The sequence below is a fragment of the Halofilum ochraceum genome, assembly GCF_001614315.2.
Taxonomy (GTDB): domain Bacteria; phylum Pseudomonadota; class Gammaproteobacteria; order XJ16; family Halofilaceae; genus Halofilum; species Halofilum ochraceum.
This window is the reverse complement of sequence record NZ_LVEG02000005.1, coordinates 402,870-421,022: the sequence shown is the minus strand read 5'-3', so window position 1 is coordinate 421,022 and position 18,153 is coordinate 402,870. Positions and strand designations below refer to the sequence as shown.

General features: G+C 65.2%; 14 protein-coding genes and 1 pseudogene. 14 read left to right on the top strand and 1 reads right to left on the bottom strand.

Going from position 1 to position 18,153, the window contains the following annotated elements; genetic code table 11:
* Positions 1-90: 90 nt before the first annotated feature.
* The 5 genes and pseudogenes from A0W70_RS17330 to A0W70_RS08375 form a co-directional block, all read left to right on the top strand.
* Positions 91-261 (top strand): annotated as a pseudogene (locus A0W70_RS17330) (DUF6064 family protein); the annotation flags it as partial.
* 220 nt (positions 262-481) lie between these two features.
* Positions 482-1,444 carry an ABC transporter substrate-binding protein gene (locus A0W70_RS08390; RefSeq protein WP_070988886.1) on the top strand — a complete coding sequence of 321 codons (963 nt, stop codon included), beginning with the start codon at positions 482-484 and terminating at the stop codon, positions 1,442-1,444.
* A 209-nt stretch (positions 1,445-1,653) separates the two neighbouring features.
* Positions 1,654-2,553: a DMT family transporter gene (locus tag A0W70_RS08385; RefSeq protein ID WP_070988885.1), complete on the top strand. Its 900-nt coding sequence runs from the start codon at positions 1,654-1,656 to the stop codon at positions 2,551-2,553.
* A gap of 192 nt (positions 2,554-2,745) precedes the next feature.
* Positions 2,746-3,861 carry an efflux RND transporter periplasmic adaptor subunit gene (locus A0W70_RS08380; RefSeq protein WP_245675834.1) on the top strand — a complete coding sequence of 372 codons (1,116 nt, stop codon included), beginning with the start codon at positions 2,746-2,748 and terminating at the stop codon, positions 3,859-3,861.
* Positions 3,858-6,968: an efflux RND transporter permease subunit gene (locus A0W70_RS08375; RefSeq protein ID WP_070988883.1), complete on the top strand. Its 3,111-nt coding sequence runs from the start codon at positions 3,858-3,860 to the stop codon at positions 6,966-6,968. Before A0W70_RS08380 ends, A0W70_RS08375 begins: the two co-directional genes overlap by 4 nt.
* 11 nt (positions 6,969-6,979) lie before the next feature.
* Here A0W70_RS08375 and A0W70_RS08370 read toward each other — a convergent pair whose 3' ends face one another.
* On the bottom strand, positions 6,980-7,960 hold the full coding sequence (locus A0W70_RS08370; protein WP_070988882.1) for a LysR family transcriptional regulator: 981 nt from the start codon (positions 7,958-7,960) through the stop codon (positions 6,980-6,982).
* A gap of 154 nt (positions 7,961-8,114) precedes the next feature.
* On the opposite strand from A0W70_RS08370, the gene A0W70_RS08365 reads away from it, so the two are divergent.
* The 9 genes from A0W70_RS08365 (at position 8,115) to A0W70_RS08325 (ending at position 18,138) form a co-directional block, all read left to right on the top strand.
* A complete protein-coding gene (locus A0W70_RS08365) occupies positions 8,115-8,990 on the top strand; it encodes an ABC transporter permease (protein WP_070988881.1) in 876 nt (291 codons plus the stop codon).
* Between the two features lie 9 nt (positions 8,991-8,999).
* A complete protein-coding gene (locus A0W70_RS08360) occupies positions 9,000-9,800 on the top strand; it encodes an ABC transporter permease (RefSeq protein WP_070988880.1) in 801 nt (266 codons plus the stop codon).
* Between the two features lie 68 nt (positions 9,801-9,868).
* On the top strand, positions 9,869-11,023 hold the full coding sequence (locus tag A0W70_RS08355; RefSeq protein ID WP_070988879.1) for an extracellular solute-binding protein: 1,155 nt from the start codon (positions 9,869-9,871) through the stop codon (positions 11,021-11,023).
* Between the two features lie 214 nt (positions 11,024-11,237).
* Positions 11,238-12,338, top strand: coding sequence for an ABC transporter ATP-binding protein (locus A0W70_RS08350; RefSeq protein WP_070988947.1), 1,101 nt, complete (start codon positions 11,238-11,240; stop codon positions 12,336-12,338).
* Positions 12,339-12,361: 23 nt separating this feature from the next.
* The gene (locus tag A0W70_RS08345; RefSeq protein WP_070988878.1) at positions 12,362-13,723 is read left to right on the top strand and encodes an aminotransferase family protein; all 1,362 of its coding nucleotides are present in this window, start codon (positions 12,362-12,364) and stop codon (positions 13,721-13,723) included.
* Between the two features lie 2 nt (positions 13,724-13,725).
* Positions 13,726-14,655, top strand: coding sequence for a 3,5-dioxohexanoate:acetyl-CoA acetone transferase (gene kce, locus A0W70_RS08340; protein WP_070988877.1), 930 nt, complete (start codon positions 13,726-13,728; stop codon positions 14,653-14,655).
* An 89-nt stretch (positions 14,656-14,744) separates the two neighbouring features.
* Positions 14,745-15,713, top strand: coding sequence for a histone deacetylase family protein (locus tag A0W70_RS08335; RefSeq protein WP_217495411.1), 969 nt, complete (start codon positions 14,745-14,747; stop codon positions 15,711-15,713).
* Entirely contained in the window at positions 15,710-16,855 is a 1,146-nt protein-coding gene (locus tag A0W70_RS08330; RefSeq protein WP_070988875.1) for an NAD(P)/FAD-dependent oxidoreductase, read from the top strand. The genes A0W70_RS08335 and A0W70_RS08330 overlap by 4 nt, the downstream gene beginning before the upstream one ends.
* Positions 16,852-18,138, top strand: a complete 1,287-nt coding sequence (locus A0W70_RS08325) for a M20 family metallopeptidase (RefSeq protein ID WP_070988874.1) — start codon at positions 16,852-16,854, stop codon at positions 18,136-18,138. Before A0W70_RS08330 ends, A0W70_RS08325 begins: the two co-directional genes overlap by 4 nt.
* The last annotated feature ends 15 nt before the right edge of the window (positions 18,139-18,153 follow it).

The following is an 18,153-nucleotide window of genomic DNA, read 5'->3' as shown; positions in this document are numbered from 1 at the left end:
ATTCCGGGGAAGAAAAATAGAAGCGGAACCAATGAGCACGGGTAATATCGATCGGGCCTGATCGTGGTACGCGGGGCACCCGATCCGTAGATGCCCACGTTCGGGGTGCCGTGCCCGATCACAATATTCACCGTCGGTTTGTTCGTTTTTCTTATACCGCCGTATCCGCGCAGCCCGTCAGTCGTTTCTGTGCCGTGGTCTTTCGTGGCCGCGCAGACCGCGTTTCTCCTCGGTGTACATCAGGAGCTCGGCCTCTTTGCGGCGGCGATCGCGCGCGGGATCATGAATGATCGAGGCGGAGCCCCCACCGTTTATGGCGGAATCGGTAAAGTTTCTGTCGGTTTGCGTTATAGATCGTCCGCCTCAGAGCGCAGGATAGACTCTCCTCGTGGCACGCCGGCCACGGATCGAAAACCACATCCCGACTGCTGGTCCGCTGCTGCGTGCAGCGCGGATCGCGCGGGACCGATGGAGGGTTTTTATGAAGTTCCATTCGAGGCGTTATTTCTCGAATCCCCTGGCGCGCGGCCTGGCGGCCGGCGCGCTGAGCCTGGCGACGGCTACGGGCGCGGTTCAGGCCGCAGAGCCGAAAGAAGTGCGTTTCGGCGTGCAGCCGTGGCCGGGCGTGACCGTCAAGAGCGAGGTCTCGGCCCAGCTGCTGGAAGCCGCCGGTTACGAAACCGACACGAAAGAGCTGAACACCCCGCTGACACTCGAAGGGCTGTCCAACAAGGATCTGGATGTCGGCCTCGGGGGCTGGTATCCGGTCTCGTCTTCGATGATCGATCCGCTGGTCCAGGAAGGCAAGATCGTGCGACTGACGGCGAATCTCGAGGGCGCTCTCTCCGGCGTGGCGGTACCGACGTACGTGCGGGACGCGGGCGTCGAGTCGATGTCGGACCTGAACGAGTATGCCGATCGCTTCGAGAGTAAAATCTACGGCATCGAGTCGGGCAGTACCTGGAACACCGGCGTCAAGGAAGCCATCAAGGAGAATCGGCATAACCTTGGTGACTGGGAACTGGTGTCCAGTGGTACGACCGCGATGCTGGCCCAGGTCGGGCGCGCGACCGAGCGCGAGGACTGGGTGGCATTCTACGGCTGGCGGCCGCACTGGATGAATATCACGTATGATCTGCACTACCTGGAGGCGCCGGACGACAGCCAGATCGCGCATACGGAGGCGACGGTATATACGCTGACGCCGACGGATCTCGAGGCGCGCCTGCCGAACGTGCATCGGTTCTTCAGTCAGTATCAGGTGCAGCCGCAGACGCAGAGCCGCTGGATCTACGAGCACAGCTATAATGAGCGGCCGGAAGCCGAGGTCGCGCGCGAGTGGATCGCGGCGAACCCGGAGCGGGTTCGTGAATGGCTCGATGGTGTAACGACCGTCGATGGCGAGTCGGCATTCGAGGCGGTGAAGGCCGAGTACGGCCTGTAACCCCCTTTTTGCCAATCGGCAATATCGGCCCCACCGTCGATTGTTCGGCGGTGGGGCCGTTTGCGTGTGTGCGGACCATGTCGATGGAGTCCGCCCGCGTTACGCAGGCCGGCCTTGCCGGAGTGAAGCGGAGGCAATGCCGGCGGTTGCCGTGCGTTGAGGTTTTGCGCGGACGGCCGATCCGGACCGTCCTGTCGGGAGCGGGACTGATGGAAAACATTCGCGGCAGTCTGTTGATGGTGGCCTCGATGCTGGGCTTCGCGCTCGAGGACATGCTCATCAAGCAGATGGCCGATGCGCTGCCGATGGGGCAGGTGATCGCGATGATCGGCCTTGGCGGGACGGTCAGTTTCAGCACCGTGACGCTGATGCGCGGACAGCGGGTCTGGTCGCGGGCGTTGTTGTCCTGGCCCATTATTCTCCGCAGTCTGGGCGAGATTATCGCCACGTCCGGTTTCGTTGCGGCGATCGTGCTGACGACGCTCTCCAGCGCGTCCGCGATTCTCCAGGCGACACCGCTCGCGGTGACGCTCGGGGCTGCGCTGTTTCTGCATGAGCCGGTCGGTTGGCGCCGCTGGTCGGCGATCGGTGTCGGCTTCGCCGGTGTATTGCTGATCATCCGACCGGGGCTTGAGGGCTTCGCTCCGGAATCCCTGCTTGCGGTGATCGCGGTCGCCGGGCTCGCCCTGCGCGATCTCGCGGTGCGGCACGTGCCGCCGGAAGTGACCAGTGCTCAGCTCTCCGTATGGGGATTCGCGGTCGTGGTCCCGACCGGGCTGCTCATGATGCTGTTCATGGGAACGCCGCCCGCCATGCCGGGGACGACCGACCTTGCCCGGCTCGGGGCCGCCTTCGTGGTCGGCGGGCTCGGTTACTACGCCATTGTCGCGGCGACGCGCACCGGTGATGTCGCCGTCGTGGTTCCGTTCCGCTATACGCGGTTGGTGTTCGCGATGATCCTCGGTGGGCTGGCATTCGGGGAGCGGCCGGACATGTTGATGCTGACCGGCGCCACGTTGATCGTGGGGGCCGGGCTGTACACCATCTGGCGCGAAGGGCGGGTCCGGCGGCGTTCCGTTCCGGTCGAACCCACCTGCGATTCGCCTTGAATCCGTATCCGGCTGGCATGTCAGGGGCGCTTTGCCGGCGTAGAATCCACAGCGGTTCCCGTGAGGCCTGGCCGGCGCGTTGGGCGCTCGGCCCTGTAGCGTGAGACGAAGGCGCGGTGCGGTCGCCTCCGTGACCAGGCGTGGCCGCTGCGGGTTCCGCCTCACACCACCTATTGGTCAGGAGACATCCGCTTGTCCATCGCTGCCTTTGTTCGACGCCACCCGCGCCCGATCGGCGTGACGCTGTTGGCCCTTGTCGCGGTCGCCTGGATCGCATCCGGTGTCATTACGCGCGAGCCCCCCGAGGCACCCGAAGCGGTGGGTTCGGAGCCCATGACGGTCGCGGTCGAGGAACGGCGTGCCGAGCGCGTCGAGCGTATCGTTGCCTTGCAGGGCGACGTGGAACCCCATCAGCGCATCCAGGTGCGCGCCGAGACCGCCGGCCAGGTGGCCGAGTGGGATGTCCAGCTGGGCGCGGATCTGGACCAGGGCGAGCGCATGGCGCGTCTGCGCATGGACGATCGTGAGGCCAAGCGCCAGGAAGCGATTGCCCGGTTGCGTGACCGCCAGAGCGAACGCGACGCGACCGCGCGACTGGTCGAGGACGGCGCTGCCCCGCCCATCCAGCTCGATGCCCGTGAGGCCGAGGTGGCCGCCGCACGCGCGCGTCTGGAGGCCATCGAACTGGATATCGAGAATACCCGGATCCGTTCACCGATCGAGGGGTCGCTCAATCGGCGGATCGCGGAGCAGGGAGACTTCGTCTCCGTGGGGGATCCGATTGCTGAAGTGGTCGACAACGATCCCCTGCTGGGCGTGGTCCAGGTACCGCAGCACCAGATCGAACGGATCGAGCCGGGGCAGTCGGCGCGCCTGCGCTTTCTCGATGGTCGCCGGGCCGACGGTCGGGTGACGTTCGTCTCCAGGGTTGCGCGGCCCGGCACGCGTACCTTCCGGGTCGAGGTGGAGGTGCCGAATCCAGGGCGCGCCCTGCCTTCGGGGATCAGTGCCGAGGTGGAGATCCCGACCGAGGAGGTGGATGCGCACAAGGTCTCCGCCGCCGTCATCAGCCTCGACGACGCGGGCCGGGTGGGGGCGAAGACCGTCGACGCCGATAATCAGGTGGTATTCCATCCGATCGAGGTCATCCGTACGGCGCCGGACGGGGTCTGGGTCACGGGTTTGCCCGAGCGGATCCGGCTGATCACGGTCGGTCAGGACTTCGTTTCCGCCGGTGAGCGGGTTCGCCCACGGACGGCGGAAGGGGAGATGTTGCCCGCGCGCTCCGACGGCGCCGGTGATTCATGAAGGGGCTGGTCGCCTGGTCTGTCGCGCATGCACGCACCGTGCTGTTGGCGCTTTTGGTCCTCCTGCTGGCGGGCTCCGGCGCGTACGTCACGATCGCCAAGGAAGCCAACCCGGAAGTCGATATCCCGATCTTCTTCGTGACGGTGCCGTATCCGGGCGTGAGCGCGGACGACGCGGAGCGTTTGATGTTGCGGCCACTGGAGCGCGAGCTCCAGAGCATACGCGGCGTCGACGAGCTGCAATCTTGGGCCGGCGAGGGATTCGCGCTGGTGCGGCTCGATTTCGAGGCGGGCGCTGACAACCGCCAGGCGCTCGCGGACGTCCGCGAGGAGGTGGACAGCGTCCAACCCGAACTGCCGGCGGACGCACATGAGCCGGAAGTCCGCGAAGTCGATCTGTCGCTGTTCCCGGTGCTCACGGTCAATCTGTCCGGGCCCATGGCCGAGCGCACGCTCGTCCGCGTTGCGCGTGAACTGCGTGACGAGATCGAGGCGCTGCCGGGCGTGCTCGAGGTGGATATCGGCGGCGATCGCGAGGAACTGCTGGAGGTGCTCGCCGATCCACTGGTGCTCGAGAGCTACGCGCTCTCCTATCAGGAACTCACCGGCTCCATCCGGCGCAACAATCAGCTGATCGCGGCCGGTGCCGTCGATACCGGTGCGGGGCGTGTGCCTTTGCGCGTGCCCGGCACCATCGATGGGCCGCAGGATGTGCGTGATACGGCGATCCGGGTCGAGGGCGATGCGGTCGTGACGGTCGGTGATGTCGCCGACGTGCGTTCGACCTATCACGACCCCGAAGGCTTTACGCGCATCAACGGTCAGCCCTCCGTTTCGCTGGAAATCAGCAAGGCGACCGGAGCCAATATCCTCGATGTCGTCGCGCGTGCGCGCGCCACGATCGAGCGGGAAGTGGCTAACCTGCCCGACTCGCTCGAAGTCACCTATCTGCAGGACGGGGCGAAAGACGTCGAGGATCTGCTCGGTGACCTCGAGAATAACGTGATCACCGCCGTGGTCATTGTTGCCCTGGTGATCCTTGGTGCCATGGGGTTGCGCCTGGCGCTGCTGGTCGGTATCGCCATTCCGGGTGCCTTTCTCACCGGTATCCTGGTCCTCTGGTTGGCCGGATTCACGCTCAACATCGTCGTGCTGTTCGCCCTGATCCTGGTGGTCGGGATGCTGGTCGATGGGGCCGTCGTGGTCGGTGAACTGGCCGATCGCTATCTCGCGCGGGGGATGGACAAGGCCGAGGCATTCCGCAGTGCGGCGCAACGCATGCTGTGGCCAATTACGGCCGGCGTGGCGACCACGATCGCGGTATTCGCGCCGATGATTTTCTGGCCGGGCATGGTCGGTGAGTTCATCGTCTATCTCCCCGTGACCGTCATCGTCACGTTGACGGCGTCGCTGGCCATGGCGTTGATCTTCGTGCCGACGCTGGGGGCCGTCTTCGGTTCGCGCCGGGCGGTCAATGCCGAACAGGTTCGCCAGGTCGAGGCGGCCGAGCAGGGCGACTTCGACCGTCTCAGTGGGGTCACCGCGGGTTACGTTCGTGCCCTGCGGCCGTTGGTCGGGCACCCGTGGTGGACGCTTGCGGGTGTGCTGACCATCCTCGTGCTGACCTGGCTCGCATACGGTGTGCACGGGCGGGGTGTCGAGTTCTTCCCGGAAATCGAACCGGACTTCGTCCAGGTACAGGTCCAGGCACGCGGCGATCTTTCCGTATGGGAGGCGGATGCCCTCGTACAGCGGGTGGAATCCCGGGTGCAGGGTATCCCGGAGATCAAATCCATTTACGCACGCACCATCGGCACGCAACTGGGTCGGCTCGAGGGCGACTATGCCGAGGATGTTATCGGCGTGATTCAGCTCGAACTGACGTCATGGCGGATCCGTGAGCCGGCGACCGGGGTGATCGAGCGGATACGTGAACGGACCGCCGACGTGCCCGGCTTGCGCATTCAGGTGCGGGCCCAGCAGCGCGGACCGACTTCCGCGCGACCCATCCAGATCGAGGTGCGGGGCGAGGATCCGGAGCCGATCACGGCAACCGTGCGTGAAATCCGGGCGGCGATGGAACGTGTGGGCGGTTTCGTCGATATCGAGGATGATCTGCCGCTGCCGGGGATTGATCTGGAGGTCCGGTTCGATCGGGAGCAGGCGGCACGTTTCGGCATCGACGTACCGCAGATCGGGCAAGGCGTGCAGCTTCTGACGGATGGCCTGCTGCTCGGCACTTATCGGCCGGAAGGCACGGATGAAGAGGTCGATATCCGCATGCGCCTGCCCACCGAGAAGCGCCATCTGCAACAGCTGGCCAATCTCGATCTGCCGACGGCTGACGGCCTCGTGCCACTGGCCAATTTCGCCCGGCTCGTGCCCGTCCCGACCACCGGGCTGATCAAACGCCGCGACGGACAGCGGGCACACATGATCATGGCCGATGTCGCATCGGGTCTGCTGGTGGATGAACGGGTGGATCGGCTGCAACAGGAGTTCGCGTCGGCGGACCTGTCCGATGACGTGAGCCTACGCTTCCGCGGCGAAACGGAAGACCAGGCCGAGGCACGCGATTTCCTGTTTCTCGCGTTCGCGCTGGCCCTGGTGCTGATGCTCGCTCTGATGGTGACCCAGTTCAACCGATTCGGCCAGGCCCTGCTGGTCCTGTCGGCCATCCTGTTCTCGACCGCGGGTGTGCTGCTCGGGCTACTGGTGCGTGGCGAGCCGTTCAGCATCGTCATGAGCGGGATCGGCGTGCTCGCGCTCGCGGGGATCGTGGTCAACAACAATATCGTGTTGATCGACACCTACAACGAAAAACGGGGTGAGGGTCTGGCGTCCGTGGATGCGGCGCTTCGCACCGCGGCACTGCGTTTCCGGCCGGTCGTACTGACGGCCGTCACGACCATCCTGGGGCTGATGCCGATGGTCCTCGGCTGGACCGTGGACTTCGTGGGCCGCGATTTCCACATCGGTGCGCCGTCCACCGACTACTGGATCCAGCTCGCCACGGGCGTCGCGGGTGGGCTCCTGTTCGCGACACCGCTCACGCTGCTGTTCACGCCGGCGATGCTGGTTCTGTTCGACCGCTCCCGGGGGCGTTGAGGGGGGTGTTTTCAGGCGGTCGCCGAGGTGATGGACGGGTAGGTGGGCGGTGTCGAATCCCGGCCGCCGGCCTGCGTGATCAGCATCTCCAGGAACAGCTGTTCGGCGCGCCCCAGGGTCGCCCGTGGATTCGTGACCAGGTAAATGGCGATGGCGGGCGGGTCGTCGAACGGCGGCAGGCGCCACAGCAGGCCCGCGCGGACGTCGCGCTCGACGACGTGAATCGGTAGCGGGCCGATTCCGAGGCCGCTGACGATCATGCGGCGCACTTCCTCCAGATTGGACGAGGTCCCGACCACCTGGCCGTACATCTGCAGTTGCGCCCGCAGCACGGCGACGGGGCGCAGGGCGTCCGCAAGGCGGTCGGTTTTGAACGAGACGAACGACTCGCCCCGCAGGTCCTGTACCTCGAGCCCGGATTGCCCGAACAGGCGATGGCCTGGACCGCAGAAAAATCCGAAATGCTCGCGGAACAGTTCGTGGAAATCCAGCTGGGGATCCGGCTGGCTCACGAGGCAGATTCCGAGCGAGGCCTGCTTTGAGCGCACGGCCTCGATGACGCTCGCCGAGGTCGCGACCTCTATGTCGAAGCTGACCTTCGGGTAACGCTCATGGAAGGCCGCCAGTGTGGCGTCGAGAGGCGGGAACACCACGTGGCTGGCCATGTGGATATGGAGCTCACCGGTGATCTCCGTAGCGCTCTCGTCCATAAGTTGCTCAAGCCGACCGATGGTGCCGCAGATCTCCTGGCACTCGCGATAGAGCACGATGCCGTGCTCGGTCGGTTCGAATCGGCCCGATCCGCGCTCGATCAGGCGCTTGCCGAGTTGATCCTCGAGGCGTTTGAGCGCGTTGCTGACCGTGGGCTGGCACAGCAGCAGGCGATCAGCGGCGCGGCTGATCGACTGTTCCTGCACGATGACCAGGAAAGTGTGCAGCAGATTCCAGTCGAAACCGCGGCGTGAGCGGCCTCCGGGCGGTTCGGCGTGCATTCCGCATTCCCTCTGTGAATGAGCAGTATTTTGATTATCTATTTGCTAAATGTCGAATCGGGGTCTGTAATCGGTTGAAACGTATGCGGGACGTGGCCTCCCCGGTCGGACGATCGGTCTGGAGACGCGCCCGACCCGCAGCCGGGGGAGTTCAATGGCCGATACCGCCGAGTCGTTCAGGGACCGCAGACCATGGGTCCTGCTCGCGCCCGCTCTGACGGCGGTCACCTTCCTGCTGTTGATCCCCATCCTGTTCGTGGTCGTGTATTCCTTCTGGCTGCGGACCTCGATCGGTGATGAACAGGTCGGGTTTTATCTCGACAACTGGCAGAAGGTCCTCGGCGACGCGTTTTACCGCGATATCCTTTTCCAGACCCTGCGCATTGCCGCCGTTTCGACGCTGCTATGCATCGTGATGGGATACGTCCCGGCGTATTTCCTCGCCTATGCGAACACCCGGCACAAGGTCCTGCTGATCCTGCTGCTGATGCTGCCTTTCTGGATCAGTTACATCATTCGCACCATGTCGTGGATTCACGTGCTCGGCGCATCGGGCATCGTGAATACCGTCCTGCAGTGGCTGGGGATCATCGGCGAGCCGATCCAGATGCTCTATAACGAGATGTCGGTGGTGCTCGGCCTCGTGCACTTTCTGCTCCCCTTCATGGTGCTGAATATCTACGTCAGCCTGGAGGGCATCGATCGGAATCTTACCGATGCCGCGAAGTCGCTCGGCTGTACCGGTTGGCAGGCGTTCCGCGAAGTGACGCTGCCGCTGTCCCTGCCTGGCCTGGGGGCCGGTACGATCCTCTGCTTCGTGCTGGCGGCGGGCACCTACATCACACCGATGGTGCTGGGTGGGCCCGGCGATGCGATGTTCGCGAATCTGGTGTTCGAAGCGATCATCACGCAGCTGAACTGGCCGCTGGGGTCGGCGCTGTCGCTGGTTCTGCTGATACTCCTTGGTGCGCTCGTGATGATCTACACGCGTTATCTCGGCATCGATCAGATCGCCAAGAGTTTCCGCTGAGGCCGCCCCATGAGATTCAATCCCGCATGGTTCTCGATCTCCGCGTTCACCGCACTGGTGTACGGCTTCATGTTCATCCCGGTGATCATCGTGATCATGCTGGCGTTCAACGCGAACCAGTTCGGTGCGTTCCCGATGACCGGCTTCACGTTCCAGTGGTTCGTGGAGCTCTGGGAGAACGACGCGATCATGCGGGCGTTCCGGATCTCGCTCATGCTGGGCGCGTTGACCGCCGTGCTTTCGACGACGCTGGGCGTACTCGCCGCGCTCGCGATGGTGCGCTACGACTTCCCCGGCAAACGCCTGGTGTCGACCGCGCTGGTCGCGCCGATCCTGATCCCGGAGGTTGTCCTCGCCGTCGCGCTGTTGCTGTTCCTGCGCTGGCTGGGCCTGCCGAAGAGCTTCATGCTGCTGTTGGCCGGGCACGTGATTTTCACGCTCCCGTTCGTGGTACTGGTGGTGCAGGCACGCCTGGTCGGTATACGGCGGGAATACGAAGAGGCGGCGTTGAGCCTCGGCGCGAACGCCGTCCAGACCTTTTTCAGTGTAACGCTGCCGCTGATGCTGCCGGCCGTGCTCGCCGGCATGCTGTTCGCGTTCACGATTTCGTTCGACGACATCACCGGCACGCTGTTCTGGAAACCGGGCGGCGTTGAGACCGTACCTACACAGATCTTCGCGATGCTGCGCAACTCGATCAGTCCGGAGATCAATGCGCTCGCCGCCGTCATGGTGGTTGTAACCGTAGTGTTGCCGCTCGCCGGCGTCGCCGTTGCGCGAAGGATGGCCGCACGCATGCGTGGCCGCTGAGCGATCGCAGGAACGTCAACAGGCCGGTCCGATCGGCGGACCGCAAGACGATGATGGGAGAGGGGTCAATGAGTGATTCCAAACGATACGAGAAACTTCTGCAACGGTATCGCAATGGCGATATCGATCGACGTACGTTCATCAAGATGCTGGGCTTCGCGGGCCTCGCGGCGGGCGTGGCCGGCGGCCCGATGGGATGGATGACGCGGCAGGCCATGGCCGCGAAACCGGATCAGGTGCGGTTTGACGGCTGGGGCGGCGTGGTCTCCGAGGCCTTCCGCAAGCATGCCTTTGAGCCGTATCAGAAGGCGACCGGTATCGAGGTCGTCGACGGTACCTTCGGCAATGCGGACGAGTACCTGGCGCGAGTACGCAGCAGCCAGCCCGGCGCGTTCAACATCGCTCACCTTTCCGGGGTTTTCGATTATGCGCGTTATCACAACTTCGATCTGACTTCGGAGTTGAACGAGAAGAATATCCCGAACCTCGATCTGGTGATCCCGCGTCTGCAGGAGCCGCTGCGTAAAGTTACCAATGGATCGTTGTCGGCCGTGCCGTATGACTACGGCACTACGGGCATCGCCTACAACCGCAAGTACATCAGCGACGAGGAAGCGCAGGAGAAGGGTGCCCGCCTGCTGCTCGAAGAGAAGTACAAGGATCGGATCGGCGGTTGGGACGAGTGGAAGACGCGCATCTGGTACGGGGCCCTCCAGACCGGCCAGGATCCGAACGATATCCAGGATCCCGAGGCGATGTGGGAGGCCGTGCGCGAGCATCGCGGCCTCGTGCGCAAGTACTGGAGCTCCGGTTCGGAACTGATGAGCCTGCTCGCGGAGGAGGAGATCTACGCGACCGAGGCGTGGTCGGGCCGCATGGTCGCATTGCGCGAACAGGGTCACGACATCGGCTACATGGACCCGCCGGGCGGTCTCGGCTGGCAGGAGTGCCTGTTCGTGATGCGCGGCAGCCCGATGGAGGCCTGCGAAGAGCTGCTCAACTTCATGCTCGAGCCGGAGGTCGCGATCGCGGTGGCCGAGGGGCAGGGATACCCGCCCGCGCTGGATCCGCAGAAGGTCGATCTCGGCGACAAGATCCCGGATCTGCCCGCCTTCGACCCCAGCGGGAAGCTCGACGGGCTCAACTTCTTCGATCCGGCCTACTGGAACAGCAAAGAGCAGGAATGGTCGGAGACCTGGGGTCGGGTCAAGCGGGGTTACTGAGGCCAGGCAACCAACGGAAGATCACCCGTAGGCCGGCTTTTGCCGTAGGCAACAGCCGGCGTATCCGGCCCCGGCAGGTCTGGATCGCCGGCTGGCTCCCTTCGGTCGCAAGCCGGCCTACGGGAGTTGGGTGATGATCGCGAAAAACGGGCCACGGTGACCGGAGCCGTCGAATGACGCGCGCGTGTGCTCGCCGGCCGGAGGACAGGTACTGATGACGCAAGAAGCGGGAAACGCGGTCGAACTGCGGGGTATCGTCAAGCGCTTTGGCGACTTCACGGCGATGCACAGCGCCGACCTGGATGTGCCCGAAGGCAGCTTCGTGACCTTTCTGGGCCCGTCCGGCTGCGGGAAGACGACGACGCTGCGCATGATTGCGGGGCTGCTGGAACCGACCGAGGGCGACATCCGCGTCCGCGGGCGACGCATCAATGACGTACCGATCCATCGCCGCAATCTCGGACTGGTTTTCCAGAACTACGCGCTGTTTCCGCACAAGACGATTTTCGACAATGTCGCGTTCGGCCTGCGTTATCGCAAGGTATCGAAGGACGAGATCAAGCGCCGCGTGCAGGAGGCACTGGAACTCGTCCAGTTGCCCGATACCGGTGATCGTCTCCCGAATCAGCTCTCCGGTGGCCAGCAGCAGCGCATCGCGCTTGCGCGTGCCGTCGTGATCCGTCCGGATGTGCTGTTACTGGATGAACCGCTGTCCGCGCTCGATGCCAACCTGCGTGAGGAGATGCGCGTGGAACTCAAGCGCATCCAGCGTGAACTCGGCGTCTCGACGGTATTCGTGACCCACGATCAGTCGGAAGCGTTGGCGATGTCCGACAAGATCGTGGTGATGCGCCAGGGCGTGATCGAGCAGATGGGCTCTCCCGAGGAGGTCTACAACGAGCCGCGGACGGGATTCGTCGCCGGGTTCCTCGGCCATTCCAATATCCTGCCCGGCGCGATCGTCGGTCAGGAAAACGACTGCTTCCGCGTGCGCCTCGATGATGGGCATGAACTGCTCGCTCGACCCAACGCGGCGAAGACCCGCGCCGAGGGCGATCGTGTGCGGGTGGTGCTGCGGGCGGAGAAGCTGCTCCTGCGCGAGCGCCACGAAGCCGAACCGGGGGATTCGATCTTCGATGCCCGGGTTACTGCCGTCGATTATCAGGGACAACTCGCGCGCTATTTCGTGGACGCGAAGGGCACGTCCCTGCAGGCCATCAACCCGATCGACATGCGTCCATTCGATGAAAGCGCCAACGTTCAGCTGCGCCTCCGTGCGAGGGACTGTGTGCTACTGGACGATCACGACGACTGAACCGCAACCAGGGATCCGAATTCGTGACCAGCAGTCATGCCAACGCGGCGGCGACGCGCCCGCCCTCGAATCTGTTCTACCAGTCGCGCCAGCGCCAGCCTCTGCTCGACCGCGCCGAGGGCGTGTACATGTGGGATCGGGACGGCAACCGATACCTGGACGGCTGCTCGGGCGCGATGGTGAGCAATATCGGCCATTCGAATCCGCGCGTGCTGGCCGCGATGCAGCGCCAGATGGAGAAGGCGACCTTCGGGTACCGGCTGCATTTCGAGAACGAGCCGGCCGAGACGCTGGCGGCGCGGGTCGCCGGTCTCATGCCCGAAGGCATGGATCGCGTGTTTTTCGTATCGGGCGGGTCGGAAGCGGTCGAGAGCTGTATCAAGCTCGCGCGCCAGTATGCGCTCGCCGTCGGGGAGGGGAGCCGCTACAAGGTCATCTCGCGCTTTCCGAGCTACCACGGCTCGACGCTCGGCGCGCTTGCCGTGACCGGCTATGCGCCCATGACCGCGCCGTTCGCGCCGATGATGCACGAAATGCCGAAGATCGCGGCACCGACCTGCTATCTGGACCGGGACGGATTGAGCGCGGAGGAGAGCGGCCGGCGGTATGCCGACCTGCTCGAGGCGGAGATCCGTCGGCAGGGGCCGGAGACGGTGCTCGCGTTCATCATGGAACCGGTGGGCGGGGCTTCGACCGGTGCGCTGGTCGCTCCGGACACGTACTACCCGCGCATCCGTGAGATCTGTGACCGGTACGGCATTCTGCTGATCCACGACGAAGTGATGTCGGGCGCCGGGCGCACCGGCCGCTTCCTGGCGGGCGAACACTGGGGTGTAGCGCCGGATCTTGTCGCCATGTCGAAGGGGTTCGCGGCTGGCTACGCCGCGCTCGGCGCGGCGATCGCCCCGGGGCGCATCGTCGAACCGGTGCTGGATGCCGGCGGATTCATCCACGGCTTCACCTACGCGGGGAATCCCCTGGCCTGCGCGACGGGCAATGCCGTGCTCGACGAGGTGCTCGAACGGGATCTCATGACCAACGCCACCCGCATGGGCGCTCTGCTTCACGAGCGTCTGCGGTTGTTGATGGGACGCTTCGATTTTATCGGCGACGTGCGCGGTAAAGGGTTATTGCTGGCGCTCGAACTGGTCGCCGATCAGGAGACGATGGAACCTTTGCCAGCCGCGGCCATGGCATCCCGCCGTCTGTGCGAGATCGCGTTCGAGCGTGGACTCATCCTGTACTGGCGGCGCACGCGCGGGGGTGATCTGGGCGATCACATCATGGTCTGCCCGCCCCTGATCGTCACGACCGGGCAGATCGACGAACTGGTCGGGATGCTCGACGACTCGCTCGAAGTACTGCGCGGCGAACTCGGGAGATAAACATGGCGCGGAAGGTCATTATCACCTGTGCCGTGACGGGCTCGGTGCATACACCGACCATGAGCGATTACCTGCCGATCACGCCGGACGAGATCGCCGAACAGGCGATCGGCGCCGCGGAGGCGGGGGCGTCCGTTCTCCATCTGCATGCACGCAATCCCGCCGATGGGCAGCCGAGCCCGGATCCGGATGTGTTCATGCAGTTCCTGCCGCGGATCCGGGCGGCGACCGATGCCGTGGTCAACATCTCCACCGGCGGCGGCATGCCGATGACCGTGCATGATCGCATGCAGGCGGCGTTACGCGCCGAGCCCGAGATGGCGTCGCTCAATATGGGCACGATGAATTTCGGACTCTATCCGGCGGCCGAGCGCTACAGCGAGTGGAAATACGACTGGGAGCCGGCGTTCCTCGAATCCAGTCGCGACTTCGTGTTCCGGAATACGTTCGCGGATATCGAAACGCTGCTCGCGGAACTGGGCGAGGGTTGCGGTACGCGCTTCGAGTTCGAGTGCTACGACGTCGGGCACCTGTATACGCTCGCGCATTTCCTCGACCGCGGGCTTGTGCGGCCGCCGCTGTTCGTGCAGTTCGTGCTCGGGATTCTCGGCGGCATCGGCGCGGATCCCGACAACCTCGCGTTCATGAAGCGCACCGCCGACAAACTGTTCGGCGATGCGTACCGCTTCTCCGTGCTCGGCGCCGGACGTCACCAGATGCCTCTGGCCTCGATGAGCGCCGCCATGGGCGGGAACGTACGGGTGGGCCTGGAAGACAATCTGTTTCTCGACAAGGGGGTGCCGGCACGGAATAACGCCGAGGAGGTAACCCGTATCCGCGGCATTCTCGAGGGCCTGTCGCTGGAAGTGGCGACCCCGGCGGAAACCCGTGAACTGCTGGGGCTGAAAGGCCGCGATCAGGTCGCGTTTTGAGCCGCCGGCCATCAACACTGAATGAAAGGTGATATGTGAAAGTCTATTTCACACCTGCTCAGAAAACCCACAGGCCGGAGACATTCCTCGTGGCCGGTGCGCTGCGCCCGATCCCCGAGGTGCCCGAGCGCGCGGATCGGCTGCTGGGTGCCATTGAACGTCTCGGTCTGCAGGCGGAGGAACCGGTTGACGCCGGTCTTGCGCCGCTGGCGGCGGTGCACACACCGGAATATCTCGAGTTCCTGCAGAACATCCACGCCGAGTGGCAGGCGCTTGGTGGCAGCCGCGATGTCGTCCCGAGCGTCCACCCGAATTACCGCAACGGTGTGTATCCGCGCGCGGCGGTCGGCCGGGCCGGCTACCATCTGGCCGATACGGCCTGTCCAGTCAGCGCCGAGACCTGGGATGCGGTGCGCACGAGCGCCAATGCCGCCGTCGCTGCCGCTCATACCGTTCGCGAAGGCGCTCGCCATGCGTATGCGCTGTGCCGGCCGCCGGGGCATCACGCATACGCCGACATGGCGGGCGGCTTCTGTTACCTGAACAACGCCGCGATCGCCGCACAGACGCTGCGCACCGCCGTTGATCGCGTGGCCGTGCTCGACATCGACCTGCATCACGGCAACGGCACGCAGGGGGTGTTTTACCGGCGTGATGATGTGCTCACGGTCTCGGTCCACGTCGATCCGAGCGATTTCTATCCATTCTTCTGGGGGCATGCCTCGGAACGCGGCGAGGGGGCTGGACTCGGTTATAACCACAACCTGCCGCTGCCACTGGGCGCCGGTGATGACGCGTTCCTGGCGGCTCTGGAGGCGGCGCTGGCGCGGATCGAGGCGTTCGCCCCGGGCTGTATGGTCCTCTCGCTCGGGCTCGATGCGTCGGCCGAAGACCCGTTCGGCGGGCTCACGGTGACGAGCGATGGCTTTGCCGCGATCGGGCGCCGCATCGGGGCAGTGACGTGCCCCGTCGCACTGATCCAGGAAGGCGGTTACCTGAGCGACGTGCTGGGCGAGAACCTGTACCGATTTCTCGGCGCATTCCTGGAGGCGCGATGAACGGGACGGCCGACATCCTGATCGTGGGCGCCGGCATGGCCGGGGCGTCCGCCGGTTATTTTCTCGCGCACGATGGCCTGCGGGTGTTGCTGCTCGAGCGGGAGGCGCAGCCCGGCTATCACTCGACCGGGCGCTCCGCGGCCCTGTTCAGCGAGACCTACGGGCCGGCGTCCGTGCGACGGCTGTCGACGGCGAGCCGGCCGTTTCTCGTCGAACCACCAAAGGGCTTCGCCGACCGTCCGCTGCTGACCCCGCGTGGCCTGCTCGTGCTGGGCTCCGACGCGGAAGCCGGACGTATCGACGCGCTGGCCGCCGAGGGGCAGGCGAACGGGGCCGCGATCGAGCGGCTGGACGGCGGCGAACTGCCCGCTCGGGTACCGATCCTGCGCCCGGGGATATTCTCCTCGGGATTACTGGAGCCGGACGCCATGGACATGGACGTGGCGGCCCTGCACCAGGGATTCCTGCGGGGGCTGCGCCATGCCGGCGGCGCGGTGGTGAACAACGCCGAGGCCGAGCGCATCGAACGGACCGCGGATGGCTGGCGGATCACGACGCGTCATGGTGCCGTTTATGAAGCGCCGTTGCTGGTGGACGCGGCCGGGGCCTGGGCGGATGTGACCGCCGAGCAGGCGGGCGTGGCGCCACTCGGTCTCGTCCCGAAGCGTCGGACCGGCGTGATGATCGACCTGCCGGCCGGCACGGAGCCGGGCGGATGGCCGTTGACCGCGGATCTCGGCGAGACGTTCTACTTCAAACCGGACGCGGGCCGGCTGATGCTGTCACCGGCGGATGCGACGCCGACCGCACCGCAGGACGCGCAGCCGGAAATCGAGGACGTGGCGACGGTGATCGAGCGCTTCATGGAAGTGACGACCGTCGAGGTCGAGCGCCCGGGCGAGACCTGGGCCGGACTGCGCAGTTTCGTCGCGGACGGCGAGCCGGTCGCCGGCTATGCACCGGATGCCGCGGGGTTCTTCTGGTTGGCGGGGCAGGGTGGCTATGGTATCCAGACGGCCGTGGGCATGGGCCGGGCGGCCTGTGCGCTGCTGCAAAGGCAGCCATTGCCCGCGGATATGACGGCGCTCGGGCTGGCGGCCGATCAGCTGGCCCCGGATCGCCCGGGACTGAAGAAACCATGAGTGTGGCAACGGAAGACATTCGTCACGCGGTCGCCGGTCTCCGCGACGAAGCGATCGAGCGCCTGGCGGGCCTCGTGCGCGAGCCGAGCGTGCTGGGCGACGAGGCCGGGGCGCAGTGCCGGATGGCGGACTGGTTCGCGGAACTCGGGCTCGAGGTCCGACGGGTGCCGATCGATCTCGACGCCCTGCGCGATCGCGCGGGCTTCTCGCCGCCGCTGATCGATTACTCCGGACGCGAGAATGTCGTCGGTGTCCATCGCCCGGCGACAACCACCGGTCGGTCGTTGATCCTCAACGGCCATATCGACGTCGTCCCGGCGGGACCGGAACACCTTTGGACAGACCTCCCGTTTGAGCCCGTCGTGCGGGATGGCCGCATGTACGGGCGCGGTGCAGGTGACATGAAGGCCGGCATCGTCGCCTACACGACGGCCTTCGCCGCATTGCGCAGCCTCGGCGTGGAACCGGCGGCGCCGGTGTGGCTGCAGTCCGTGGTCGAGGAGGAATGCACCGGCAATGGCGCACTCGCCTGCCTGGCGGCGGGCTACACCGCGGACGCTGCCGTCATCCCCGAGCCCTTCGGGCAGTGCATGATGACGGCCCAGGTGGGAGTCATGTGGGCCCGCCTGCATGTGTCCGGCCGGCCCGCGCATGTGCTCGATACCTCCGCGGGCGTGAACGCGATCGATGCCGTATTCAGACTGTGTGACGTACTGCGGCAGATGGTGGAAGACTGGAACGATCCGGATTCGCGGCATCCGGCATGGGACGATCATCCGCACCCGCTGAATTTCAATCTTGGCCACCTCGATGGCGGCGACTGGACTTCGACGGTGCCGCCGGCAGCGGTCGCCGATGTGCGCATCGGTTTCTTTCCCGGCATGGCGCTGGACGACATCCGCGGGCAGGTTGAAGCGCGTATCGATGAGGCGACGCGGAATGATCCGCGTCTCACCGGCGTTACGGCGCGGGTCGAATGGCGCGGTTTCCAGGCCGAGGGCTGCGAGATGGATCCCGAAGATCCGATGATGCAGTTGCTGGCGGACAGCCACCGGGAGATCATGGGGCAATCCGCCGTGCATCTGGCATCGACCGCGACCACGGATGCCCGATTCTTCCAGCTCTACGGCGACACGCCAGCGACCTGCTACGGCCCCGCTGCGGATGCGATCCACGGCATCGACGAATCGGTCGATCTCGACAGCATGATGGATGTCGCTGCGGTGCTGGCCCTGTTCATCGCCCGTTGGTGCGGAACCCGTCCACTGACGGAACCGCAATGACACGTCACTGATTCA